Annotated in this window: 24 protein-coding genes; 11 read left to right on the plus strand and 13 right to left on the minus strand. The window is 67.7% G+C overall.

Annotated features, from left to right (window positions below):
• Positions 1–61: 61 nt before the first annotated feature.
• On the minus strand, positions 62–742 hold the full coding sequence (locus tag O0J15_RS06915; RefSeq protein ID WP_021204546.1) for a 4-hydroxy-tetrahydrodipicolinate reductase: 681 nt from the start codon (positions 740–742) through the stop codon (positions 62–64).
• 265 nt (positions 743–1,007) lie between these two features.
• On the opposite strand from O0J15_RS06915, the gene O0J15_RS06920 reads away from it, so the two are divergent.
• The gene (locus tag O0J15_RS06920) at positions 1,008–1,469 is read left to right on the plus strand and encodes a DUF4304 domain-containing protein (RefSeq protein ID WP_019661458.1); all 462 of its coding nucleotides are present in this window, start codon (positions 1,008–1,010) and stop codon (positions 1,467–1,469) included.
• A gap of 87 nt (positions 1,470–1,556) precedes the next feature.
• On the opposite strand, the gene O0J15_RS06925 is transcribed toward O0J15_RS06920, so the two are convergent.
• The 3 genes from O0J15_RS06925 to O0J15_RS06935 are packed head-to-tail and all read right to left on the minus strand — an operon-like array spanning position 1,557 to position 3,921.
• Entirely contained in the window at positions 1,557–1,805 is a 249-nt protein-coding gene (locus O0J15_RS06925; RefSeq protein ID WP_021204545.1) for a DUF6587 family protein, read from the minus strand.
• A complete protein-coding gene (locus O0J15_RS06930) occupies positions 1,805–3,670 on the minus strand; it encodes a ferrous iron transporter B (RefSeq protein ID WP_308305357.1) in 1,866 nt (621 codons plus the stop codon). The genes O0J15_RS06925 and O0J15_RS06930 overlap by 1 nt, the downstream gene beginning before the upstream one ends.
• Positions 3,667–3,921, minus strand: coding sequence for a FeoA family protein (locus tag O0J15_RS06935; protein ID WP_021204543.1), 255 nt, complete (start codon positions 3,919–3,921; stop codon positions 3,667–3,669). Before O0J15_RS06935 ends, O0J15_RS06930 begins: the two co-directional genes overlap by 4 nt.
• Positions 3,922–4,040: 119 nt before the next feature.
• Between O0J15_RS06935 and O0J15_RS06940 the strand changes: the two genes are divergently transcribed.
• From O0J15_RS06940 to yeiP, 5 genes are all read left to right on the plus strand, one after another.
• Entirely contained in the window at positions 4,041–4,829 is a 789-nt protein-coding gene (locus O0J15_RS06940; protein WP_134731727.1) for an enoyl-CoA hydratase-related protein, read from the plus strand.
• 2 nt (positions 4,830–4,831) lie between these two features.
• Positions 4,832–5,233, plus strand: a complete 402-nt coding sequence (locus tag O0J15_RS06945; RefSeq protein ID WP_134731729.1) for a VOC family protein — start codon at positions 4,832–4,834, stop codon at positions 5,231–5,233.
• On the plus strand, positions 5,230–6,126 hold the full coding sequence (locus O0J15_RS06950) for a hydroxymethylglutaryl-CoA lyase (RefSeq protein ID WP_111098924.1): 897 nt from the start codon (positions 5,230–5,232) through the stop codon (positions 6,124–6,126). Before O0J15_RS06945 ends, O0J15_RS06950 begins: the two co-directional genes overlap by 4 nt.
• Before the next feature lie 101 nt (positions 6,127–6,227).
• Positions 6,228–6,998 (plus strand): SDR family oxidoreductase, encoded by a 771-nt coding sequence (locus O0J15_RS06955; RefSeq protein WP_014646983.1) that lies wholly within the window; start codon positions 6,228–6,230, stop codon positions 6,996–6,998.
• A gap of 52 nt (positions 6,999–7,050) precedes the next feature.
• On the plus strand, positions 7,051–7,617 hold the full coding sequence (gene yeiP, locus O0J15_RS06960; protein ID WP_005409468.1) for an elongation factor P-like protein YeiP: 567 nt from the start codon (positions 7,051–7,053) through the stop codon (positions 7,615–7,617).
• Between the two features lie 162 nt (positions 7,618–7,779).
• Here yeiP and O0J15_RS06965 read toward each other — a convergent pair whose 3' ends face one another.
• The 4 genes from O0J15_RS06965 to O0J15_RS06980 form a co-directional block, all read right to left on the minus strand.
• Complete coding sequence (locus O0J15_RS06965; protein WP_134731734.1) at positions 7,780–8,472, minus strand: MliC family protein; 693 nt, start codon at positions 8,470–8,472, stop codon at positions 7,780–7,782.
• An 83-nt stretch (positions 8,473–8,555) separates the two neighbouring features.
• The gene (locus tag O0J15_RS06970; RefSeq protein ID WP_019661450.1) at positions 8,556–8,948 is read right to left on the minus strand and encodes a nuclear transport factor 2 family protein; all 393 of its coding nucleotides are present in this window, start codon (positions 8,946–8,948) and stop codon (positions 8,556–8,558) included.
• The gene (locus O0J15_RS06975) at positions 8,929–12,078 is read right to left on the minus strand and encodes a multidrug efflux RND transporter permease subunit (protein WP_308305360.1); all 3,150 of its coding nucleotides are present in this window, start codon (positions 12,076–12,078) and stop codon (positions 8,929–8,931) included. Before O0J15_RS06975 ends, O0J15_RS06970 begins: the two co-directional genes overlap by 20 nt.
• Positions 12,079–12,114: 36 nt before the next feature.
• Complete coding sequence (locus tag O0J15_RS06980; protein ID WP_308305361.1) at positions 12,115–13,260, minus strand: efflux RND transporter periplasmic adaptor subunit; 1,146 nt, start codon at positions 13,258–13,260, stop codon at positions 12,115–12,117.
• 129 nt (positions 13,261–13,389) lie between these two features.
• On the opposite strand from O0J15_RS06980, the gene O0J15_RS06985 reads away from it, so the two are divergent.
• Together O0J15_RS06985 and O0J15_RS06990 are read left to right on the plus strand one after the other, a co-directional pair.
• Positions 13,390–14,106, plus strand: a complete 717-nt coding sequence (locus O0J15_RS06985; protein WP_010482545.1) for a response regulator — start codon at positions 13,390–13,392, stop codon at positions 14,104–14,106.
• On the plus strand, positions 14,106–15,182 hold the full coding sequence (locus O0J15_RS06990) for an ATP-binding protein (RefSeq protein ID WP_021204537.1): 1,077 nt from the start codon (positions 14,106–14,108) through the stop codon (positions 15,180–15,182). The genes O0J15_RS06985 and O0J15_RS06990 overlap by 1 nt, the downstream gene beginning before the upstream one ends.
• Here O0J15_RS06990 and O0J15_RS06995 read toward each other — a convergent pair.
• From O0J15_RS06995 to O0J15_RS07005, 3 genes are all read right to left on the minus strand, one after another.
• Positions 15,160–16,995 carry a DUF4105 domain-containing protein gene (locus O0J15_RS06995; protein ID WP_308305362.1) on the minus strand — a complete coding sequence of 612 codons (1,836 nt, stop codon included), beginning with the start codon at positions 16,993–16,995 and terminating at the stop codon, positions 15,160–15,162. The genes O0J15_RS06990 and O0J15_RS06995 overlap by 23 nt on opposite strands.
• 70 nt (positions 16,996–17,065) lie before the next feature.
• Complete coding sequence (locus O0J15_RS07000) at positions 17,066–17,365, minus strand: DUF2388 domain-containing protein (protein WP_021204535.1); 300 nt, start codon at positions 17,363–17,365, stop codon at positions 17,066–17,068.
• A 62-nt stretch (positions 17,366–17,427) separates the two neighbouring features.
• The gene (locus O0J15_RS07005; protein ID WP_019661445.1) at positions 17,428–18,816 is read right to left on the minus strand and encodes an FAD-binding oxidoreductase; all 1,389 of its coding nucleotides are present in this window, start codon (positions 18,814–18,816) and stop codon (positions 17,428–17,430) included.
• Positions 18,817–18,985: 169 nt separating this feature from the next.
• Between O0J15_RS07005 and serA the strand changes: the two genes are divergently transcribed.
• Positions 18,986–20,227 carry a phosphoglycerate dehydrogenase gene (gene serA, locus O0J15_RS07010; protein ID WP_308305364.1) on the plus strand — a complete coding sequence of 414 codons (1,242 nt, stop codon included), beginning with the start codon at positions 18,986–18,988 and terminating at the stop codon, positions 20,225–20,227.
• Positions 20,228–20,303: 76 nt separating this feature from the next.
• On the opposite strand, the gene O0J15_RS07015 is transcribed toward serA, so the two are convergent.
• Together O0J15_RS07015 and O0J15_RS07020 are read right to left on the minus strand one after the other, a co-directional pair.
• Positions 20,304–20,696, minus strand: a complete 393-nt coding sequence (locus tag O0J15_RS07015) for a hypothetical protein (RefSeq protein ID WP_021204533.1) — start codon at positions 20,694–20,696, stop codon at positions 20,304–20,306.
• Positions 20,696–21,310 carry an NUDIX hydrolase gene (locus O0J15_RS07020; protein WP_308305365.1) on the minus strand — a complete coding sequence of 205 codons (615 nt, stop codon included), beginning with the start codon at positions 21,308–21,310 and terminating at the stop codon, positions 20,696–20,698. Before O0J15_RS07020 ends, O0J15_RS07015 begins: the two co-directional genes overlap by 1 nt.
• A 132-nt stretch (positions 21,311–21,442) precedes the next feature.
• On the opposite strand from O0J15_RS07020, the gene O0J15_RS07025 reads away from it, so the two are divergent.
• Positions 21,443–22,918, plus strand: coding sequence for an amino acid permease (locus O0J15_RS07025; RefSeq protein WP_005416354.1), 1,476 nt, complete (start codon positions 21,443–21,445; stop codon positions 22,916–22,918).
• Positions 22,919–22,999: 81 nt separating this feature from the next.
• The gene (locus tag O0J15_RS07030; RefSeq protein ID WP_053500013.1) at positions 23,000–24,427 is read left to right on the plus strand and encodes an amino acid permease; all 1,428 of its coding nucleotides are present in this window, start codon (positions 23,000–23,002) and stop codon (positions 24,425–24,427) included.
• The last annotated feature ends 101 nt before the right edge of the window (positions 24,428–24,528 follow it).

Consider the following 24,528-nt stretch of genomic DNA (forward strand, 5'->3'; position numbering starts at 1 on the left):
TAGCGCCGGGCCATGCCCGGCGGAACCGACACCGACGCCGGGCACGGCCCGGCGCTACCGGTTAACGCGGCCCGTCCAGCAGATCGCGCACCCGGTAGCTGCCCGGGGCCCGGCCTTGCAGCTGGCGGGCGGCGAACAGCGCACCGCGGGCGAAGATGTCGCGGTTGGTGGCCCTATGCACCAGCTCGATGCGCTCGCCCAGCCCGGTGAACTGCACCAGATGCTCACCTACGATGTCGCCAGCACGCAGGCTCGCGTAATGCGGCTCCGCTCCGCCGCGCTGCGCGGCCGCGCCCAGGGTTAGCGCGGTGCCTGACGGTGCGTCCTTCTTCTGTGTGTGGTGCGATTCGACGATATCGCAGTCCCAGCCGGCCAGCGCCTGCGCGGCGCGCTCCACCAGCTCGTCCAGCACCGCCACGCCCAGGCTGAAGTTCGACGCCCAGACCAACGGGATCTTCGCCGCTGCTGCATCCAGCGCCTGCCGCTGCGTGCCGGAGATGCCGGTGGTACCCGACACCAGCCCCGCGCCGCGTTCCACGCACAGCGCCAGCATCGGGTCGAAGCCCTCCGGCAGGCTGAAGTCAATGGCCACGTCGAACACCGGCGCACCGGACAGTTCGCTGGCACCAAAGAACGGCACGCCGTCGACCACGCGCTGCGCCGGCGCACGGCCGGTCACGGCGGCCACGATCTGCAGGGTTTCGGGATGTTCGGCGGCCAGCCGCAGCAGGGCCTGGCCCATGCGCCCGGAGGCGCCGTGAATGAGCAATCGCAGGGGAGTCTGGTTCATGCCTGCAGGCTAGCGGCAGCACGCCTGCTCCGGCAAGCGCCGTCACTGCGACGCTGGGTGACCTTCCGCGCAATGGATGCTCGTTCCTCCCTGGGTACGCCTCTCTTGACCGCACCAGGCGGAGCGCATGCGACACCGTAGATGTCGCGTTTACCACTGGACGCAGAAACGCGGCCACTCAAGGCTGTGGTCCCCTCTTCCGGCCCAGGCAACGCCCATGAAATCCGCGACCGTCTTCAGCAAGTGCGCCAGGAAGACCGGCTATGCCGGGACGACGACCACCCGCTACCGCTTGCTGGATGACGCCCTGCTTGTCGTGAATCACCAACGCGCCAGCGAAAGCCGCGGTTTCTATGTGAATGCCGGACTCTACTTTCCAGAGTTGCTCGTGCACCCCCTCACGCCCGACGATCTTGAAACGGCTTTCAGGTACCGCTCCAGCATCCCCACGCCGCATGTCGACTGGCGTATCGAAGAGACGCCAGGCCTGCGCCGGGCTTTCACCCAGCAGGATCTTCATGACCTGCTCGATGCTGGCGATCGCAACGCGATGAAGCGCCTGCTGCTCAATGCTCTTGCCGACGTGGCGGGCTTCGCAGCGACCCATGGAAATCGCGCCTCGGTACGGCGGATGCAGCAGGAGGGACGCTTTCGCGCGATCATCCGCAAAGAGGTCTGAACCCCGGAAAGCGTGCGAACCAAGGTTCGCACCCACAGGCCGAAAGTTCGCACCCGCCGCACAGCCGCCGTCGAGCATGGCTCGACGCTACTTCTTGTTGGTCGGCCCGCAACTGTCGCAACCGCCACAGGCACCGCCACCTCCGCTGGCAGGCGGCGCGATCTTCCGCCCCAGCGCCTGCGCCCAGGCCGCGCGGCCCGGCTTCAGCAGAGCCAGCGCCAAGGCACCGCGCAGCTTGCGCACCGTGCCGGGGAACTGCTTCTTCAGCACCACCCAGGCGCTGACCAGCACGGCCACCGCGATGATCAGGTACTGGATCAGCAGCCCGGTATCCATCAGCCACCTCCCAGCGCCCTGGTCACCTGGTAGGTGATCAGCGCCGCCACGTAAGCTGCGGCGAACAGGTAGACCGCGGCAAAGGCCATCTGCTTCCACGAGTTGGTCTCGCGCTTGATGGTGGCCAGCGTCGAGATGCACATCGGTGCGTAGATGTACCAGACCAGCAGCGACAGGGCCGTGGCCAGCGACCAGCCATCGCTGATCAACGGGGTCAGTGCCTGGCTGGCCGCATCGTCATCCGCCGCCGACAGCGCATACACCGTCGCCAGCGACGACACCGCCACCTCACGCGCGGCCAGGCCCGGGATCAGCGCGATGCAGATCTGCCAGTTGAAGCCCAGCGGTGCGAAGAACACCGCCATCGCATGGCCGATCTGGCCGGCGTAGCTATAGTCGATGGCCGGCATCGTGGCGCCCGCCGGCGCCGCTGGGAACGACAGCAGCACCCACAGCAGGATGGTCAGCGCCAGGATGATGCCGCCGACGCGCTTGAGGAAGATCATGCCGCGCTCGTACAGCCCCACCGCCAGGTCGCGCGCATGCGGCAGCCGGTACGACGGAAGCTCCAGCATCAGCGGATGCTCGCTCTTGTCGCGGCGCCACTTCTTCATGATCCACGACATCGCCAGCGCACTGAGGATGCCGGCGACGTACAGGCCGAACAGCACCAGGCCCTGCTGGTTGAACACGCCCCACACGGTCTTCTGCGGAATGAACGCACCGATCAGCAGCGCGTACACCGGCAGGCGCGCCGAACAGGTCATCAGCGGTGCGACCAGGATGGTGGCCAGGCGGTCACGCGGGTCCTGGATGCTGCGCGTGGACATGATGCCCGGCACCGCGCAGGCGAAGCTGGACAGCAGCGGGATGAACGAGCGGCCAGACAGGCCGGCAGCGGCCATCATGCGGTCGAGCAGGAACGCCGCGCGCGGCAGGTAGCCGGATTCCTCCAGCACCAGGATGAAGAAGAACAGGATCAGGATCTGCGGCAGGAACACGACCACGCCACCGACACCGGCGATGATGCCGTCGGTCAGCAGGCTGGCCAGCGGACCCTCCGGCAACACGCTGCCAACGAGAGTACCGAGCCAGGCGAAGCCAGCCTCGATGCCATCCATCAACGGCGTCGCCCAGGCATACACCGCCTGGAAGATCAGGAACATCACCACCGCAAGGCTGATCAGCCCGAACACCGGGTGCAGCAGCCAGCGGTCCAGCGCGTCGTCGATCTTCGCGGTTCGCGCCGGCATGCGCACGGCGACCGAAAGGATCTCGCGCACCTTGGCGTGGTAGTCGATGCCACCTTCCGGGCCCGGCACCGGCGCATCCAGGTGCGGCACCATCGCATCGAGGCGCTCGACCAAGGCCTTGGCGCCCTGCTTGCGCACCGCCACGGTCTCCACCACCGGCACGCCCAGCTCGCGTTCCAGCGCGGCCACATCCACCTGGATGCCGCGGCGTTGTGCGGCGTCGACCATGTTCAGCGCGACCACCATCGGCTTGCCCAGCTCGCGCAGCTCCAGCGCGAAGCGCAGGTGCAGGCGCAGGTTGGTGGCGTCGATCACGCACAGCAGCACGTCCGGCGCGGCTTCGCCCGGGTAGAAGCCCCGGCACAGGTCGCGGGTGATCGCCTCGTCCAGGCTGGCCGGATGCAGGCTGTAGGCGCCCGGCAGATCAAGCACCGCGAATTCACGGCCGGACGGAGCACGCAGGCGGCCCTCCTTGCGCTCTACGGTGACGCCGGTGTAGTTGGCGACCTTCTGCCGACTGCCGGTCAGCTGGTTGAACAGCGCGGTCTTGCCGCTGTTGGGGTTGCCGACCAGCGCAATGCGCAGCGGGGCGGTGGCAGCGGAAGCGCTCATGCGCGTCGCTCCTGGCGGTTGGCGTCTACCACGACGCGCTTGGCCTCACTGATCCGCAGCGCGAACCGGGTGAACCCGACCTGCACCAGCAACGGCTCGCCCCCCACCGGACCTTTGGCCACCAGGCGCACTTCCTCGCCATTGACGAAACCCAGCTCGCGCAGGCGACGGGCGATGGCATCGTTGGCGTGCAGGTCCTGCACGGACTCGACCACGGCCGAGGTGTGCAGCGGCAGTTCGGACAGCGTCATCTAGCGTGTTCTCTGCTGGATGTAAATGGTTCTCGATTCTAACATTCCCGCGTCGCGTCATGGCCCATGACCAATGGCCCGCTATGATCCATACAGGTATGGAGTGACCCTGGAATCTCATGAACGATGCTTTGCAGATCGAGCGCCGCGGCGCCGTCATCACCCTCTGGCTGAACCGGCCGGAACTGCACAATGCCTTCGACGCCAGCCTGATCGCCCGGCTGACCGCCGCGCTGGAGGCCGCCGGACGGGACGATTCGATCCGGGCCGTGGTGGTGGCCGGCCATGGCGCCTCCTTCTCGGCCGGCGCCGACATGCAGTGGATGCGCGGCATGGCTGCGGCCAGCGAAGCCGCTAACCGCGAGGACTCGCTGGCCCTGGCCCGGCTGATGCGCACCCTGGACGAGCTGCCCAAGCCGACCCTGGCACGGGTCCACGGCGCGGCCTTCGGCGGCGGTGTCGGCCTGGTCGCCTGCTGCGACATCGCCATCGCCAGCACCGCGGCCCGCTTCGGCCTGACCGAAAGCCGCCTGGGCCTGCTGCCGGCGGTGATCTCCCCCTATGTGATCGAGGCCATCGGCCCACGCCAGGCCCGTCGATGGTTCGCCACCGGCGAGCACTTCGATGCCGAGACCGCACTGCGGATCGGCCTGGTCCACCAGCTGGTCGAACCCGAGCGCCTGGACGAGGCGCTGGAACGCCAGCTGGCCCTGCTCGACAAGGCAGGCCCGATCGCCTCGTCCACCGCCAAGCAGCTGGTGCGGCAGGTCCGGGACAGCCATGACCGCGACGCCCTGGATCGCGATAATGCAGCCCTGATCGCGCGCCTGCGGGTGTCCGCCGAGGGCCAGGAGGGCCTGGGCGCCTTCCTCGACAAGCGCGCCCCCCATTGGGTCACGGAAGCCTGAACATGCTCGATCATCTTGGTTTGACCAGCGCCGACCTGGCGCGCAGCAAGGCCTTCTTCCTGCAGGCACTGGCGCCACTGCAGATCGACGTGGTGATGGAAGTGAGCGCCGAACTGACCGGCGACCACGACCACGTCGGCTTCGGCAGCGACGGCAAGCCGTTCTTCTGGCTCGGCAATGGCGGCACCGCCAGCCACGGCGTGCACGTGGCCTTCGCCTGCGCCAGCCGCGCGCAGGTGGACGCCTTCCACGCCGCCGCCCTCACCGCCGGTGGCCGCGACAACGGCGCGCCGGGCCTGCGCCCGTGGTACCACCCGGATTACTACGCCGCCTTCGTGCTCGACCCGGACGGCAACAACATCGAAGCGGTCTGCCATCGCCCCGTCGGCGAGGTGGCTGCATGAGCGACTACGTCCGCATCGTCGAGGTCGGCCCGCGTGACGGCCTGCAGAACGAAAAGCAGTCGGTGTCCACCGCCGACAAGATCGAACTGATCAACCGCCTGTCGGCCACCGGCCTGCGCAGCATCGAGGCGACCAGTTTCGTCAGCCCCAAGTGGATTCCGCAGCTGGCCGATGCCGCCGAGGTCTACGCCGGCATCCAGCGCCGCCCCGGCATCCACTACCCTGTACTGGTGCCGAACGAACAGGGCTACGACCGCGCCCGCGCGGTGGGCGTGGAGGAAGTGGCGGTGTTCACCGCTGCGTCCGAGGCCTTCAACCGCACCAACACCAATGCCGGCATCGACGAGTCGCTGGCCCGGTTCGAGCCGATCCTCCGCCGCGCCGCCGCCGATGGCGTGCGCGTGCGCGGCTACGTCTCCACTGTGCTCGGCTGCCCCTACCAGGGCGAGGTTCCACTGGCCGACGTGGTACGGGTGGCGCGCGCCCTGCACCAGATGGGCTGTTACGAAATCTCGCTGGGCGACACCATCGGCGTTGGCACCCCGCGCAAGGCACGGGCGATGCTGCAGGCGGTCGCTGCCGAGATTCCGATGGAGGCATTGGCCGTGCACTTCCACGACACCTACGGCCAGGCCATCGCCAACATCGCCACCTGCCTGGAAGAAGGCGTGCGCGTGGTCGACAGCGCGGTCTCCGGCGCCGGTGGCTGCCCGTATGCGAAGGGTGCCAGCGGCAACGTCGCCAGCGAGGACGTGGTCTATCTGCTGCAGGGCCTGGGCCTGGACAGCGGCGTGGACCTGCCGGCACTGGCCGAGACCGGCCGCTGGCTGGCCGGCCTGCTCGGCCGTGCCACCGCCAGCCGCACCGGACAGGCGCTCGCAGCGGCCGGCTGAGCACCCCGCTGCGCCGCTCCTGCCGGGGCGGCGCAGTGCACAACGGCGACGGTCGCCGCTTCCGTTAGAATCGGCGGTTCTCGAACCTGCAGGACCGTGCAATGCAGCTGTCTTCCGTACGTGCCGTGATCACTGGCGGCGTCTCCGGCCTCGGCCTGGCCGTGGCCCAGCACCTCGTCGCCCAGGGCGGCAAGGTGGCCCTGTTCGACCTCAACGATGACAAGGGCGCAGCTGCCGTTGCCGGGCTGGGTGCCGACAAGGCCCGCTATTTCAATGTCAACGTCAGCGATGAGGCGGCCGTGGCTGCAGCCATCGACCAGGCCCACGATTTCCTCGGCGGCCTGAACGTGGCGATGAACTGCGCCGGCATCCTCGGCGCCGGTCGCGTGCTCGGCAAGGAAGGCCCGATGCCGCTGGCCGGCTTCCAGGGCACGGTGATGGTCAACCTGGTCGGCAGCTTCAACGTCGCCAAGGCCGCGGCCAACCGCATGCAGCACAACGACGCCGGCGAAGACGGCGAGCGCGGCGTGATCATCAACACCGCCAGCATCGCTGCCTATGAAGGACAGATCGGCCAGGCCGCGTATGCGGCCAGCAAGGGCGGCGTGGTGTCGATGACGCTGCCGATGGCGCGCGAACTGTCGCGCTTCGGCATCCGCGTCAATACGATTGCTCCTGGCGTGTTCTGGACGCCGATGGTCGATGGCATGCCCGAAGCCGTGCAGCAGTCGCTGGCCGCCTCGATCCCGTTCCCGTCGCGCCTGGGCAAGCCGGAAGACTTCGCCAGTCTGGTCGGCTTCATTCTCGGCAACACCTACCTCAACGGCGAGACCATCCGCCTGGACGGCGCTACCCGCCTCGCTCCGAAGTGATTCCCCCCCCCGGGCGCCGGGACGGCGCCCTCCCCCAACGACCTAGATCACCATGAAAGCCAACGACATCAAGAAGGGCAACGTCGTCGAGTACAACAACGGCGTGTACCAGATCCGCGACATCGAGCGCAGCTCGCCGCAGGGTCGCGGCGGCAACGTCCGCTTCCGCTTCATCATGTACAGCGTGCCGGGCGGCAACAAGCTCGACGCCAGCTTCGATGCCGACGACAACCTGGTCGAGGTCGAACTGCTGCGCCGCCAGTCCACCTATTCGTACAAGGACGGCGATGCCTTCGTCTTCCTCGATGACGAGGACTACACCCCGTACACCCTGGATGCGGACGTGATCGGCGACGACGCCGGTTACATCACCGACGGCCTGACCGGCATCTACGTGCAGGTGATCGACGAGCAGCCGGTGGCGATCCAGCTGCCGGCCTCGGTGGTGCTGGAGGTGATCGAGACGCCGCCGGAACTGAAGGGTGGCACCGCCACCAAGCGCCCGAAGCCGGCCAAGCTCAACACCGGCATCGAAATCATGGTGCCCGAGTACATCGTCAATGGCGAACGCGTGCTGGTGAACACCGCCACCGGCGAATTCGCCGGCCGTGCCGACTAAGCGCCCTGCGCCGATCGCCTGCCGATCGCTGCCTGCGGCAAGTTCGCCGCAGGCAGCAAGCAGCGCATCGCTGACAGTAGTTGTGTAGAGCCGAGCCCGTGCTCGGCTGCGGTGGGTTGGACAGGTACTACAGCCGAGCGTGGGCTCGGCTCTACAGGTAACTTACGGCTGCTTCGCGCCGAAATTGCCGCAGCCATGGTACTGGCGGGTACCGACAGTCAGCATCGCCTTGGCCTCAAACGCCTCGCCGCTCATGTCATCCTGGCAGGTGGTGCGCTGGAAGCTGAGCTTGACGTCGGTGCCGTCGGACGCCTTTCCGCTCCATCCATCAGCGCCCTGGGTGGGTTTGGCCACGTCGAAGCGGCGCTCGCCATAGTCAACTTCCACCTGCAGGCCCGGCATATCGCCGTCGACGACTGCAAGCCATCCGGGTTCATTGCCGGTGGCACGGAACGCGGCATCGCCGGCGCTGCCATCGCCTTCGGTAGCTTCCACCGCATGGCACTCGCGATCCGGTTCGCCCTTCAGGCTCAGCAGGCCATCATCGCTGCCCTTGGTCCAGAAGCTGTTGCCGAGACCATCGCTGTACTTGGCGCCGGATGCCGCGCGCTCGGAGGTCATGGCGAAGCTACGCTCGCCGATCACCAGCGTGGCAGCATCCTCGCCATTGAATGTCGCGCCCACACTCAGATCACCACACTGGTAGGCGGTCTCGCTGCCACCTTCCGTGTTGGCGCTCGGCTGCGGCGTGGCAGGCGGGGCGTCATTGCTGCCCGCCGCGGGTGCCTGGGCCGGCTGGCACGCGACCAGCACCAGCCCCAGGGAGGCTGCCAACAGACTGGGAACTACACGCATGGCTCGACTCCTTGTCGACACTACAGGAATGCTCGACCCTACCACCTCGCGGTGAGCGGGGCCTGAAAGCGCCCTGACCGCGCTCATGCGGCCAGTACCGCCATCGAAAGCAGCTGCGCGCCGCTTTCGCCGGAACTGCAGGTCCACACCCGCAGCAGGCGCAGTTTCAGCTCGCGCTCCTGGCCCTGCCCGCGCACCGACAAGCGCACGTCGCTGGACAACAATGCCAGGCGTCCGCACAGCAACGTTTCCACCGCGTACGACTGCAGGCTGCGCACCTGCAGGTTTCCGGTCAGCCAGTCGCCCAGCCACGGCAGGTCGAGCATGCGGCCGCCGTGGCCATCCATCATGAACAAGGCCGGCGATACCAGCGCGGTCAGCGCATCGTGGTCGTCATCCAGCAATGCCTGCCGCAGGCGCTGTTCCAGCGCTGCCAACTGCCGCTCATGCAGATCTTCAACGATGTTCCGTTCCATCCACGGTTCCTCCCGGCATCGGCCGGCGTCTGCGCAGGCGCTGCGCGATCCACTGCCGCGCGCCCTGCACCACTACATAGAAGACCGGCACGAAGAACACGGCCAGCACGGTCGCACTGACCATGCCGCCGAACACACCGGTTCCAATCGCCTGCTGGGTTTCCTTCGAGGCGCCCTGCGCCAGCATCAGCGGCACCACGCCCAGCGCGAATGCCAGCGAGGTCATCACGATCGGCCGCAGTCGCAGCCGCGCTGCCTCCAGCGCTGCTTCAACCAGGCCGCGACCCTGCTGCTGCAGCTGGCGCGCGAACTCGACGATGAGGATCGCGTTCTTCGCCGACAGCCCGATCACGGTGATCATGCCGACCTTGAAGAACACGTCGTTGGGCATGCCCCGCAACAGCACCGCAGCAACCGCACCAAGCAGGCCCAGCGGCACCACCAGCATCACCGCCAGCGGGATCGACCAGCTCTCGTACAGTGCCGCCAGCACCAGGAACACCACCAGCATCGACAACAGCAGCAACCACGGCGCCTGCGCACCGGACTCCCGCTCCTGCAGCGACTGGCTGGTCCACTGCAGGGCAAAACCGGACGGCAGCTTCTCCGCCAACCGCTCCATCTCCGCCATGGCCTGGCCGGTCGACACGCCGGAGGCCGGTGCGCCGGACAGATTCAGCGCCGGGAAGCCGAGATAGCGCTGCAGCTGCAGCGGCGCCTCGGTCCAGTGCGGCGTCACCAGTTCCGACAACGCCACCATGCCACCTTCGCTGTTGCGCACGTACAGCCTCAGCACATCCTCCAGCTCCATCCGGTGGGGTGCATCGGCCTGCAGGATCACCTGCTGCAGCCGCCCCTTGTTGGGGAAGTCGTTGACGTACTGCGAGCCCATCGCCGCCGACAGCGTGCTGCTGATCTGCTCGAACCCCACGCCCATCGCCTCGGCCTTGGCGCGGTCGATGTCCAGCCGCACGCTGGTACCTGCTGGCAGGCCATCGGCATGCACCTCCGACAGCAGCGGGCTGGCCTCGGCCAGCTTCAGCAGCTGCTGCAGGGCCGCGCGCAGCTCTGCCTGGCTCTGCCCGGTACGCGCCTGCAGGGCGAGCGAGAAGCCGGACGAACGCCCCAGGCTGTCGATGGCCGGCGGCATCACGCTCATCACTTCGCCCTCGGCAATCGTCGCCATCGCCTTCTGCGCGGCCTCCACTTCGCCGGCCGCGGTGGCCCCTGCACGCTCGCCCCAATCCTTCAGCATCGTGTAGGTCAGCGCCGCGCTCGGGCCGGAACCGGAGAAGCTGTAGCCGAGGATCGACTGGTTGGAGCCGATGCCCGGGCGTGACGCCACGTGCCGTTCGTAGGCTTCGACCACGGCCAGCGTGCGTTCGGCGGTGGCTTCGGCCGGCAGCTGGATCGAGGTCATGAAGTAGCCCTGGTCCTCTTCCGGCAGGAATGCACCCGGCAGCCAGTGCAGGCCCAGCAGCAACGCCGCCACCAGCGCGGCGAACACGCCCATGACCCGCCCGCTCCGCTGCAGCACCGACGCCACGCCACGCTGGTAACGCCCGGTCATCCGCTCGAAGCCACGATTGAAGGCACCGAACAGCCCGCCACGGCCATGATGGCCATGGGTGTTCGGGCGCAGCAGCGTCGCGCACAACGCCGGCGTCAGGCTCAGGGCCAACAGCGCCGAAAACAGGATCGACACCGCCATCGCCACGGTGAACTGGCGGTAGATGGCGCCCACCGAGCCGCTGGCCAGCGCCATCGGGATGAACACCGCGGTCAGCACCAGGGTGATGCCGATCACTGCGCCGGTCAGCTCGCGCATCGCCTTGATGGTGGCCTCACGCGGCGGCAGGCCCTCCTCGGCCATGATCCGCTCCACGCCCTCGACCACCACGATGGCGTCATCGACGATGATGCCGATGGCCAGCACCATGCCGAACATGGTCAGCACGTTGATCGAGAAGCCCAGCACCAGCATCACCGCGAACGTACCCAACAGCGCGATGGGCGCGACCAACGCCGGGATCAACGTGTAGCGCCAGTTCTGCAAAAACAGGTACATCACTGCGAACACCAGCAGCATCGCCTCCAGCAGCGTCTGCACCACCTTCTGGATCGAGATCTTCACGAACGGCGCGGTGTCGAACGGGATGCTCGCCTCCACGCCGCGCGGCAACAGCGGCGCCAGTTCGGCCATGCGCTCACGGACCGCCGACGCCGTGCGCACCGCATTCGCGCCCGGCCGCAGCTGCACCCCGGCAGCGGTGGCCGGATGGCCGTCCTCGCGGGTGCCCCAGGCATAGCTCTGCGCGCCCAGTTCGACGCGGGCGACATCACCCAGCACCACCCGTGAACCGTCGGCCCCGGCGCGCAGTACGATCGCCGCGAACTGTTCCGGCGTGGACAACTGGCCGTCGGCGCTGAGCGGCACGGTGATGCGCTGGCCTGGAACACCCGGCGAATCACCGATGCGCCCCGGCGAGATCTCCAGGTTCTGCTGCTCGATGGCAGCGGCCACGTCACCCATGGTCAGCCCATAGCCGGTCAGCCGGGTCGGGTCCAGCCACACGCGCATCGCCTGCTCCGCACCGAACAGCTGCACGCGGCCGACGCCATCGATGCGGCGCAGCTCCTCGATGATGTTGCGCGCCATGAAGTCGCCCAGTGCGGCCTCGCTGACGCTGGCATCGGGCGAACGCAGGCCGACCAGCATCAGGAAGCCGGAATCGGCTGCTTCCACGAACAGGCCGTTCTGGCGCACGCTGCGCGGCAGGCGCGGCTCGATCGCCTTGATCCGGTTCTGCACGTCCACCTGCGCCAGCTCCGGGTTGGTACCCGGCTTGAAGGTCGCAGTGATGGAGGCTTCGCCGGAGGTGTCCACCGAAGACTCGAAATACAGCAGGTGCTTGACGCTGGACAGCTCGCGCTCGATCAGGCCGACCACCGCGTCATTCAGCGTCTGCGGGCTGGCACCCGGGTAGCTGGCGTAGATGCTGACGCTGGGCGGCGCTACCGCCGGATAGCGCTCCACCGCCAGCCGCGGGATCGCCAGCACGCCGGCCAGGATGATGAAGATCGCCAGCACCCAGGCGAACACCGGGCGATCGATGAAGAAACGTGCCATGTTGGATTTTCCTGGAGGGACCGGCCCGGTAGAGGCTCAGCCCTTGCTGCCGGCCTGCACCGCGCCGGCGCTGGCGACCGGCATCTGCCAGTCGCGCGCATCGACCACCACGCCTTCCTGCAGGCGTTCCTGGCCTTCGACCACCACCTTTTCGCCCGCCTTCAGGCCCGTGCGCACCAGCCATTGGCGATCGACACTACCGTCCACTTCCAGCGTGCGGATCACCGCCTTGCCATCGCCACCGATCACCCAGGCATAGGCCTGGCCACCGGCACTGCGCAGTACGGCCTGCTGCGGCACGGTCAGTGCGCTGGCCGGCGCACCCCGCGGCACCTTCGCGCGCACGTACATGCCGGGCAGCAACTGGCGCTGTGGGTTGTCGACCAGGATGCGCAGGATCACATCACCGGTGCGCGCATCGACATTGATGCCGGAGAACAGCATCTGGCCACGTTCGCGCAGCGGCCTGCCGGCCGCACCGATGATCGTCACCGGCAGCTCGCCGCCACCGGCACTGCGTTGCAGCGACTCGAGCTGCGCCGCTGGCTGGCGCACATCGACGTAGACCTGGTCGATCTGCTGCACCACCGCCATCGGCTCGGCATCGGCCACGCCGACCAGTGCACCTTCGGTCACCAGCGCCTGGTCGATGCGGCCGGCAATCGGTGCACTGACCGTGGCATAGCGCAGGTCGAGCTGGCGGCGGGCCAGGATCGCGCGCGCCTCGTTCACCGCGGCACGGGCCTGTTCGTACTCGGCACTGGCATCGTCGCGGTGCTGCTGGCTGACCGCCTGCGCGGCCGCCAGCGCATGCAGGCGCTGCGACTGCACGCGGCTGCGGCCCAGGGCTGCCTCACTGCGCTGCAGCGCTGCCAGTGCCGAGTCGACATCGGCACGGAACGCCGCCGGATCAATCTGGAACAGGGCCTGGCCGGCGCGCACTTCGGCGCCCTGTTCGAACAGGCGGCGCTGCACGATGCCGCCGACCTGCGCACGGATCTGTGCGGTGCGAACGGCGGCGACACGGCCGGGCAGTTCATCGTCGCGCTGCACGACCTGCGGGCCGACAGTGACCACGCTGACGCGCGGTGCCGCTTCGGGCGTGGCTTCGGGGGCGGAGCAGGCCGTCACGGCCAGGGCGAGGGCCGCGATCAACGCAACCGGGGTCCTGAAGGTTCTCATTGCTGTGCACAATGCCGCGCAGGCGGCTGATAGGTTCTGAAGCGTGAAGTGTGCGTGGCGATGATGGGGTTTCGATGGAGGAACTGTGGAGATACGATGGAGGCAAGCACCTTAAGGCCCCGCCCCTGCATGCATGCCGCCCCTGCCCTCGCCGCCCTCGTCCTGATCGTCGAGGATGAGGCCGAGATCGCCGATATTCTCACCGCCTATCTGGAACGCGAAGGACTGCGTACGCTGCGCGCCGCCGACGGCCACAGCGCGCTGGACCTGCACCGCAGCGCCCGCCCCGACCTGGTCCTGCTTGATGTGCAGCTGCCGCGCCTGGATGGCTGGAGCGTGCTGACCCAGCTGCGCCAGCGCGGTGAAACGCCGGTGATCATGCTGACCGCACTGGACCAGGACCTGGACAAGCTCACCGCGCTGCGCATGGGCGCCGACGACTACGTGGTCAAGCCGTTCAATCCGGCCGAAGTGGCAGCACGCGTGCGCGCCGTGCTGCGGCGTACGTTGCGCGCCTCGCGCATGGACGCACCGACCGCGCTGCGGGCGGGCCCGCTGCTGATCGACTCGGCTACCCATGCCGTGCATGTGGAGGGCGAAGGCTACAGCCACGAAGTGCTGCTCACGCTCACCGAGTTCAAGCTGCTGCACTGCATGGCGCTGGCGCCGACCCGCATCTTCAGCCGCAGCGAACTGATGCACGAATGCCTGCCGGAAAGCGAAGCGCTGGAACGCACCGTCGACAGCCATGTCAGCAAGCTGCGCCGCAAACTCGATGACGTGGGCATGGTCAACGTCCCGGCCAGCGTGCGCGGTGTCGGCTACCGGTTGATGGCCGACCGCTGATGGCGCGCCTGCGCCGTTCCGGGCTCAGCCGCCACATCATCATCTCGATGTCGCTGATGGTGATCGGCGTCATCGTGATGATGATCCTGTCGTCGTGGCTGCTGTACGCGGTGCTGGTCGAGTTCTTCCCCGGCAGCACCGAGGAGCCGGAAAGCTGGCTGCCGACCGGGCCGGAACTGGCATGGATGGTGGGCGTGATCCTGACCGGACTGGCGCTGGCCATCGCCGCTTCGTTCCGTCTTGCGCACCGGATCCTGTCGCCACTGAATTCACTGGTGGACAGTGTGCGTGCGCTTGCCGGCGGCGACCTCGGGGCGCGCGCGAGCGTCGAGGAGAATTCGCCGGGTGAAGTGGCGACCCTGGTCGAGGACTTCAATGCAATGGCCCGCCGCCTGCAGCACATGGAGAGCGAGCGCGCGATGTGGCACGCGGCCATCGCCCATGAGCTGCGCACGCCGGTGACGATCCTGCGCGGTCGCCTGCAAGGGCTCGCCGAGGGCGTGTTCCAGCCGGACGAGTCACAGTTCCGCAGCCTGCTGGCGCAGGTCGAGGGCCTCTCGCGCCTGATCGAGGATCTGCGCGTGCTGAGCCTGTCCGACAACGCGCGGCTGGACGTACGTCGCGCGCGCACCGATGTGGTGGCCGAAGTGCATTCGGTGATGACCCTGGTCGATCCGCAGTTCCGCGCCGCCGGCTTCGTGCTGGAGCTGGAAACCAGCCGCGAGGAACACAACGCGCACTGCGACCCGACCCGCCTCCGCCAGGCGCTGCTGGCGCTGCTGGAGAACGCACGCCGCTATGCCAGCCCGGGCAAGGTGCGGATTGCCGTGCATGACACACCGGGACATGTGCAAGTGGCAATCGAGGATGAGGGCCCGGGCATCGATCCGGAGCTGCACGCCGACATCTTCAGCCCGTTCATGCGTGCCGACGGCTCACGTTCACGCCAGGGCGGCGGCAGTGGCCTCGGCCTGGCGGTGGTCAAGGCCATCGCCGACGCGCACGGCGGCCGCGTCTACTGCACGGCGGGCAACGCCGGCGGCAGCCGTTTCGTCATCGAACTGCCGCGCCAGTAGCGGGCGTGGCTGCCTGTTCCCGCAGGCGCGCGCCAAGTGCGGCGAGGTTGGCATCGATCGCATCCATCTCGTTGCGCTGGCCCACCGGCAACTGCTGGCGCAGTTGCACGCGCAGCGCCTGCCAGGCCGGCACCGCCTCTGCGCTGGCAGTGGCAACCGCTTCGGCCAGCACCGCCTGCTCATCGGCCAGCGGCAACCCGTAGCCGCTCTGCAGCAGCGTCCCCGGGCGCAACCACTGCCCGCTCTGCGCCAGCAGGCTGCGCAGGCTGCGGGTTGCCGCGCTGTCCGCAGCAGCCAGCAGCTGCCGCTTGAGCACATCGCGTGCGCGCAGTTCGGCACGCCGCTGTGCCGCCTGTTCCAGCAGCAGCAGGCCGGCACTGGCGCGCAGGTTGCCCTTCAGCAGCCACGGTGCCCGTTGTTCTGCCGGCAGCTTCAACCAGCCGCGCACATCGCGCGCGGGCAAGGCCAGCTGGGTCGCCGCCACTGTGAACAACTGCTGGTAGTGGTCGCGCGCGGAAGCGAAGTAATAGCCCTGTGCCTGCGCTGCGTTGCGGTCCGTGAGTACCCGCTCGTCGAGCATGCCCAGCCGCGCCAGCCGCCGCTTGAGACCGCGCGGACTCAGCTGGGCCAGCCCGTCCTCGCCCAGCCGGGGCACTCCGGCCTGCAGCAGCCTGGCGGTCTCCACCGCACAGTTGTTGCTGACGAAGTAATAGCGCCCGTCATAGCTCCAGTGCACCTGCGCGGTGCGCTCGAGCAGGCTGGCGATCTCGTCGCGTTGCAGCTGCAAGGGCAACGACTGCAGGCCCCGCAGTTCCACCTTGGTGTACTCGTCCACCACCTGCTGCAGCGGCAGCACGAACAGCCGCGACGGGTAGCCGCCGGTCAAGCCGCGCCAGTTGGAAATCTGCACATCGCCGACGAACGCGCGGAACGACAGCACGCGGTGGTACTCCAGGTCCAGGCGGCAGTCCGGACCCGGTGCACGGCCCGGCCGGCAGATCACCAGCCGCAGCATGCTGTGCCCCCAGCGGCTCATCGGCTGCGCACTGCCCTCGGCGAACAGGTAGTCCACGGCGTAGACACGCGCCGGGTCGAGCTGCAGCAGCGATGCCGCCCCCTCTTCCGATTCGGCCTGCAGCAATGGCAACGCGTTCGCGCAGTGCGACTGCGGCAGCGATGGCGGAGTTCCGAAATGGGCCTGGTACCACCGCGCCAGTGCCGGGCGCCGGCAGGCGAACTCGCTGTCGAGCACGAAATGCTCGGCGTTCACTGCCAGGTACTCGGCCGGGTCCTTCAGTTCATACGCATCGGGACTGCGGTCACGGAAATCGTTGCCGCCACGGCCGAGATGCCAGGGCTTGCGCTGCCATCCAGCCAGATCACGCCAGCGCACACTGCGTGACCAGTTCGCCCCCGTACGGTCGGCGACATGGGTCAGTTCGTGTACCAGCGCGCTGCGGCGTGCGCGGCGCGCGCCGGGCACGGCATCATCCAACAGCTCGCGACGCAGGGCGATGCGCCCGGCGAAAGCGCGGCCGTGCACATCGGCCGGCAGGTCATCGCGCCAGCGCACCTGGACCTGTGCCGGCAATGCGCGGAGCAGGCCATCCGGCAGCAGTGCCTGCACGTCGGCCAGGGTCTGCGTCGCCACCTGCTGCTGTGCAGGGCTCAACCCTGCCGGGTCCAGCTGCAGGCGATCAGCTGCGTGCGCGACGTGGGCGACCAGCAGTAGAGCCGCGCCATGCGTGGCTGCGTTCCACCGGCCAAGCCTCTGTAGAGCCGAGCCATGCTCGGCTAGTGTTGCGATCCGCATGCGCTGGGCATCCAGCCGAGCATGGCTCGGCTCTACAGAACGCGATGTCGCCGGGGTCATGCAGTCCGGATCAACGCGCCAGCAACGCGCGGGCCAGTTCCAGGTCGCTCTGCTGCTGTGCGGCAGCACTCTGCTCACGCAGGTGGGCCAGCGCGGCCTGCAGGCGGGCGCCACGGATCTGGCCGTCGCTGGCGACGAACGCCGCAGCGTCGTCGCGCGCAGCCAGTACCACCTTGTCGTCACCCGAGCTGCTGCCCGAGGAGCCGGAGGAGGCACCGGTGGCGGAACCGGCCGAGGTGCCGGCGAAGCTGGAAGCGAAGCCGGCCAGCGGCAGGGACAGCAGGGCGAGCAGCAGAAGCGGACGGGTCATCGGTTCGAAGCCGGTTGTGAGGATGCGTGGAGCGTAACGGGTGCGTGAAGGATTTGCCCGGCTCAAACGTCGAACAGCTTGCCGGGATTCAGCCGCGCTTGGGGATCGAACGCACGTTTGACCGCCTTCATCAGGGCGATCTCGGCCGGGCCGCGGGTGCTGTCCAGGTAGCCCTTCTTGACCAGGCCGATGCCGTGTTCAGCCGAGATGCTGCCATCGAACCGGGCCAGCACCTGCGCCAACAGCTTGGTCACGTGTTCACACTGCGCCACGAAATCGGCGTCGCTGGTGTCGTCGGGCTTGAGCACGTTGATGTGCAGGTTGCCGTCACCGATATGGCCGAACCAGACCACGTCGAAGTGTGGGTAGGCCTGCCCGATCAGTGCCTGGGTCTCGGCCAGGAACGCAGGCATCGCCGAGATCCGCACCGAGACGTCGTTCTTGTAGGGCTTGTAGCGCGCCAGCGATTCGGTGATGCCTTCGCGCAGGCGCCACAACTGGGCGGCCTGGGCGTCGCTGGCGCTGATCACCCCGTCGCTGACCCAGCCGTTGCCCATGCAGTCCTCGAAGGCGGCCATCGCCGCCGCTTCCTGCGCTTCGTCGTTGGCGGCGAACTCGGTGACCACGTAATACGGGTGCACCTCGTCGAACGGTGCCTGCGCACCATGCGCCAGCACGTGCTCCAGCGCCCGGTCGGTGAAGAACTCGAAGGCCTGCAGCTGCAGGCGCGCGCGGAACGCGGCGAACACCTGCATCAGCACCTCGAAGCTGGGCACGGCCAGCAGCATCACGTTGCTGGCTGGCGGCGGATCGGTGAGTTTCACTGTCGCCTCGACGATCACGCCCAGCGTGCCTTCCGAACCGATCAGCAGCTGGCGGAAGTCATAGCCGCTGGAGTTCTTGATCAGGCCCTTGTTGAGCTCCAGCAGTTCGCCGCTGGCGGTAACCACCTTCAGCCCGGCGATCCACTCGCGGGTGTTGCCGTAGCGGATCACACGGATGCCGCCAGCATTGGTGGCGATGTTGCCGCCGATCGTGCACGACCCGCGTGCAGCGAAATCCACCGGATAGATCAGGCCGTGGTCCAGCGCGGCGTTGTGCACGGCCTCCAGCGGCATGCCGGCCTGCACCACCAGGGTGCGATCGACCGCGTCGTAGGCCAGCGCCTTGTTCATCCGCTCCAGGCTGAGCACCAGCTCGCCATTGGCCGCCACCGCGCCACCGGAAAGGCCGGTACGGCCGCCGGACGGCACCACGGGCACGCCCTCACCCGCACTCCAGCGCATCACCGCCTGTACCTCCTCGACCGTGGCCGGCAGTGCGACCGCCAACGGCGCCGGCGTCCAGCGCCGGGTCCAGTCGCGCCCGTAATGCTCCAGGTCGGCCGGGTCGGTCTTCAGCTTCAGGCCGGGACAGGCCTGCTGCAGCGAGGCAATGCGGGAATCGGTCATGACGGTCCAGCGCGGGGCGTGAAGAACGGGCAAGCGTGCCAGCGGCACGCGCCAGCGTCCAGCCCTGCGAGCAGGCAGATAGCTACGGATGCAACCAATTGCGCACCGCACCATGAGCGCTGCGATCTGGCATAGTGGTTGGCCCCTGTCCCACTGGCCGTGTTGCCCCATGTCGCCGAAGAAGACCTCGTTCCCAAAGCAGGATATCCGCGTGCTGTTGCTGGAGGGGGTCAGCCAGACCGCCGTGGAGGTGTTCAGCGCGGCCGGCTACAGCCAGATCGAGGCGCACACCAAGGCACTGCCCGAGGACGAATTGAAGGCGCGCATCGCCGAGGCGCACATCGTCGGCATCCGCTCGCGCACCCAGCTCAGCGCCGAGGTGCTGGCCGAGGCCAAGCGCCTGATCGCGGTGGGCTGCTTCTGCATCGGCACCAACCAGGTCGACCTGGACGCGGCCGAACTGGCCGGCATCCCGGTGTTCAACGCGCCCTACTCCAACACCCGCAGCGTGGCCGAACTGGTGATCGCCGAGGCGATCATGCTGACCCGTGGCATTCCGCAGAAGAACGCCGAATGCCATCGCGGCGGCTGGTCGAAGTCAGCCAGCGGCAGCCATGAAGTGCGCGGCAAGACGCTGGGCATCATTGGTTACGGCCACATCGGCACCCAGGTCGGCGTGCTGGCCGAATCGCTGGGCATGCAGGTGATCTTCCACGACGTGGAAACCAAGCTGGCGCTGGGCAATGCGCGTGCAGCGGCCAGCCTGGACGATCTGCTGGCGCGCGCCGACATAGTCACCCTGCACGTGCCGGAGACCCCGTCCACGCAGTGGATGATCGGCAGCACCGAGCTGGCGAAGATGCGCAAGGGCGCGCACCTGATCAACGCCGCGCGCGGCACCGTGGTCGACATCGATGCGCTGGACGCGGCCCTGACCAGCGGCCACGTCGGTGGCGCCGCGCTGGACGTGTTCCCGGTCGAGCCGAAGGGCAATGGCGATATCTTCGAATCGCCGCTGACCCGCCACGACAACGTCATCCTCACCCCGCACGTCGGCGGCAGCACGCTGGAAGCGCAGGACAACATCGGCGTGGAAGTGGCGGCCAAGCTGGTGCGCTACAGCGACAACGGCAGCACCCTGTCGGCGGTCAACTTCCCGGAAGTGACCCTGCCCGAACACGAAGACAGCCTGCGCCTGTTGCACATCCACCAGAACGTGCCGGGCGTGCTGTCCAAGGTCAACGAGATCTTCTCGCGCCACAACGTCAACATCGACGGCCAGTTCCTGCGCACCGACCCGAAGGTGGGTTACGTGGTGATCGACATCACCGCCAGCGAGGCGCAGGCCGCCGCCGTGCGCGACGAGCTGGCCGCGATTCCGGGCACGCTGCGGACGCGCATTCTGTATTGAGCAAGGCGTCGCCGGGCATGCCCCGGCGGATTGCTTCCGGCATCGCGCCATCCACGCATGGCGTGGATGGAACACCTCAGAACCTTACGGCGTGGAGGTTCTTGTAAAAGTCCCAATGGATCAGAACCCTGTCTTCCATCGACAGGAACAGCGTATCGACGAAATCCAGCTCCTCGGCATGAGCCAGCCAGTCCTGCAGGCGGCTGCCCAGTGAAGGTACCGCCCCATCCACCTGGACAACCGTCAACGCAGCCTCGCTTGGCAAGCCAACAGCATCTGCAATGGCGCTCAACTCCTGCGCCAGCCGCTCCCGCCCCACCCCGGGGACCTCCAGGCGCGATGGCACGCGCTCCCAGTCGATGCATGTGATGACTGGCAATGCAGCCTTGATCATCGCAAGGGCAGCATCCTGCTTCGCCTCGCCACAGGCATGAGCCGCAACAAACGCGGCACAGCCGTCCGAGAGCATCAACGTGCCAGCCACCGGCGCGCCATGCGCTGCATCGATTCATCCGATTCGGGGTCGGCCGCGACTTCGGTCACCGGCCGCCATGCCAGGTCAAGTGACTCCTCGCTGAGCACGAATGCCTCGCCACCGAGCGCGCGGATCACGAAACGCACGTCGTAGTGCCAGTGCCCCGGCACATCCTTGCGCTCCGGAATCCAGTGCTTGTCCAGATCGAAGATGGCCGGGTCTTCCAGCACCAGCCCGCTCAGGCCGGACTCCTCCTCGGCCTCCTTCAGCGCCACCTGGGCCAGGTCGCGGTCGCCGTCGGCGTGGCCACCCAGCTGCAGCCAGCGCTGCAGCTTGCGATGGTGGGTCAGCAGCAGGCGCTGGCCGTCGGCGCTGACCAGCCAGCAGCTCGCGGTGAAGTGGCCTGCAAGCCGCTCACGCCGGAACGGATCTTCCGGATCATCCAGCAATGTGCCGAATTCGGCAGCCAGTGCGTCGTGGGCGGGCTCGCGGCGGGCATAGTCCCGCAACAGACCGCGCAGGCGATCGTCAAGCACGGCAAGGGTTTCGGCGGTCTGGCGCATGAATGGGGGCGGTCCGGAAAAATACTGCTCATTATCGCCGTTCATTGTTGCGATTGCGCTTGTGCGTTGGCTTCAGCTTTGGCTAAGGTACAGCGGGCTGTTCGCACGGCCTTCACCATTCAAGGCAGCCGGCAACGTATCGGCCGCCCACCCCATCCGATCACTAGGAAGTACTGCATGCTGAAAGCTCTGTTGAGGGTCAAGCCGGTCCAGCCGGCCGGGCACGTCGATGCCGGCGAACCCATCGAAGGCAGCCTGGACGGCGAAGCCACGTTGAAACGGACCCTCACGGCTAAACACCTCATCCTGCTGGGCGTGGGTGCGGTGATCGGCGCAGGTATCTTCGTGCTGACCGGCCAGGCCGCAGCCAACCACGCGGGCCCGGCGGTCATGCTGTCGTTCGTGCTGGCCGGTTTCGCCTGTGCGCTGGCGGGCCTGTGCTATGCCGAGTTCGCGGCGATGATGCCGGTCTCCGGCAGTGCCTATTCCTATTCCTATGCCACCCTCGGCGAAGGCATGGCCTGGTTCATCGGCTGGTGCCTGGTGCTGGAGTACCTGTTCGCCTCGGCATCGGTCGCGGTGGGCTGGTCGGCCTACCTGATCAGTTTCATCACCACCACGCTGCACATGCCGTTCCCGGACCTGCTCAGCGCCGCGCCCATCGCCTGGACCGGCAGCGAGTTCGTCTCCTCCGGCAAGCTGTTCAACCTGCCTGCGGTGCTGATCGTGGCGGCGGTGTCCGGCCTGCTGTACGTGGGCGTGACCCAGTCGGCCTTCGTCAACGCCATCATCGTGGCGATCAAGGTCACCGTCATCTGCCTGTTCATCGGCATCGGCGCGGCCCATATCGACCCGGCCAACTGGCAGCCGTTCATCCCGGAAAACACCGGCGTGCCGGGTGAGTTCGGCTGGAGCGGCATCTTCCGCGCGGCCACCATCGTGTTCTTCGCCTATATCGGCTTCGATGCGGTCTCCACCGCCGCCGGCGAAACCAAAGACCCACAGCGCAACATGCCGATCGGCCTGCTCGGCTCGCTGGCGGTGTGCACCATCGTCTACATCATCGTCTGCGCGGTACTGACCGGCATGATGCCGTACCACCTGCTGGGCACCGACAAGCCGGTGGCCACCGCACTGGAGCCCTACCCGACCTTGTCGTGGCTGAAGACCCTGGTCGAGATCGGCGCCATCGCCGGCCTGTCCTCGGTGGTGCTGGTGATGATGATGGGCCAGACCCGCATCGCCTACACCATTTCCCGCGACGGCCTGCTGCCGAAGTTCTTCGGCAAGGTCCACGCTCGGTTCCGCACGCCTTACTGGGCCACGATCGTGGTCGGCGTGATCGCCGCCGCGCTGGCCGGCCTGGTGCCGCTGAACGTGCTCGGCGAACTGGTGTCGATGGGCACCCTGCTGGCCTTCGCCACCGTCTGCATCGGCGTGCTGGTGCTGCGCTATACCAAGCCGGAGATCCATCGCCCGTTCCGCGTACCGGCGGTGTGGATCATCTGCCCGCTTGGCGCCGCGGCCTGCCTGTTCCTGTTCTGGCAGGCGTTCGTGGTGCACTGGCACCTGTTCGTCGGCTGGACCGTGCTGGGCATGCTGATTTACCTCGGCTACGGCATGCGCAACAGCAAGCTGGCCAAGTCGCCCTGATCCGCCTACGGCCGGCCTCGCGCCGGCCCGTCCGTTTTCCCCGCGCGCCGCTCCTGGCGCGCTTCGACAAGACCACCACACATGTTCAAGCAACTGTGGGCCACCAAGCACCCGCATGCCGCCCATGAAGACGCCAACGGCCTGAGCCTGCGCCGCCACCTAGGCCCCTGGGGGCTGACCGCCCTCGGCATCGGCGCGGTGATCGGCGGCGGCATCTTCGTCATCACCGGCCAGGCCGCCGCCAACCACGCCGGCCCCGCGATCATGCTGTCGTTCGTGCTGGCCGCCATCTGCTGCGCCTTCTGCGCGCTGGCCTACGCCGAGTTCGCCTCGATGGTGCCGGTCTCCGGCAGCGCCTACACCTATACCTATGCCACCTTCGGCGAACTGTCGGCCTGGTTCATCGGCTGGATGCTGGTGCTCGAATACGGCGTCTCTGCATCGGCGGTGGCGGTCAGCTGGACCGGCTACTTCCTCAGCCTGCTCAGCCAGTTCGACATCCATCTACCGGCGGCGCTGGTCAGTGCGCCACTGGACGCACAGCTGCGCCCCACCGGTGCTATCGCCAACCTGCCGGCCGCTGCGCTGGTACTGCTGCTGACCTGGCTGTGCTACGTCGGCATCAGCAAGTCATCGGCAATGAACATGGCGATGGTCGTGCTCAAGACCGGCCTCATCCTGCTGGTCATCGTGGTCGGCTGGAAGTACGTGGACACCAGCAACTGGACGCCGTTCATCCCCGCCAACGAAGGCCCCGGCAAGTACGGCATGGAAGGCGTGCTGCGTGGCGCGGCGATGGTGTTCTTCGCCTACATCGGCTTCGAGGCGGTCTCGGTGGCGGCGCAGGAATCCAAGAACCCGCAGCGCGACATGCCGATCGGCATGATGCTGTCGCTGGTGGTCTGCACCGTGCTCTACATCGCGATGGCCGCGGTGATGACTGGCCTGGTGCCGTTCCAGCTGCTGGGCACCGACGAGCCGGTGGTGACTGCCGTGGCCGCACACCCGCAGCTGGGCTGGCTGCGCTGGGTGGTCGAGGTCGGCGCGCTGGTCGGCCTGTCATCGGTAGTGCTGGTGATGATCATCGGCCAGCCGCGCATCTTCATGATCATGGGCCGCGACGGCCTGCTGCCGCCGGTGTTCACCAGGATCCACCCGAAGTACCGCACCCCGCACATCAACACGGTGATCACCGGCATCGGCATCGCGCTGCTGGCGGCGCTGTTCCCGCTGGACATTCTCGGCGAGCTGACCTCGATGGGCACGCTGATTGCGTTCGCGGCGGTCTGCGCCGGCGTGCTGATCCTGCGCCGCACCCAACCGGACCTGCCGCGCCCTTTCCGCATGCCGATGGCCTGGCTGATCTGCAGCCTGGGCGTGCTGAGCTGCCTGGCGCTGCTGTCGGCGATGACGATGCACAATTGGATGCTGATGGGGGTGTGGACGTTCGTCGGCTTCGTGATCTATTTCTGCTACGGCTTCAGGCACAGCCGGCTGCGGGGCAAGTAAGGTTTTGCATTGCAGGGCCTGCGGCCCTGCACCCGCTTTTGAAGCCGGAGCAACGGCAACGGCAACAGCTGGGTTGAGGGTTTGGCGGGGCGGGGTGGGTT

Origin of the sequence: Stenotrophomonas sp. Sm10, assembly GCF_030985515.1 — a bacterium.
Classification (GTDB): Bacteria; Pseudomonadota; Gammaproteobacteria; order Xanthomonadales; family Xanthomonadaceae; genus Stenotrophomonas; species Stenotrophomonas hibiscicola.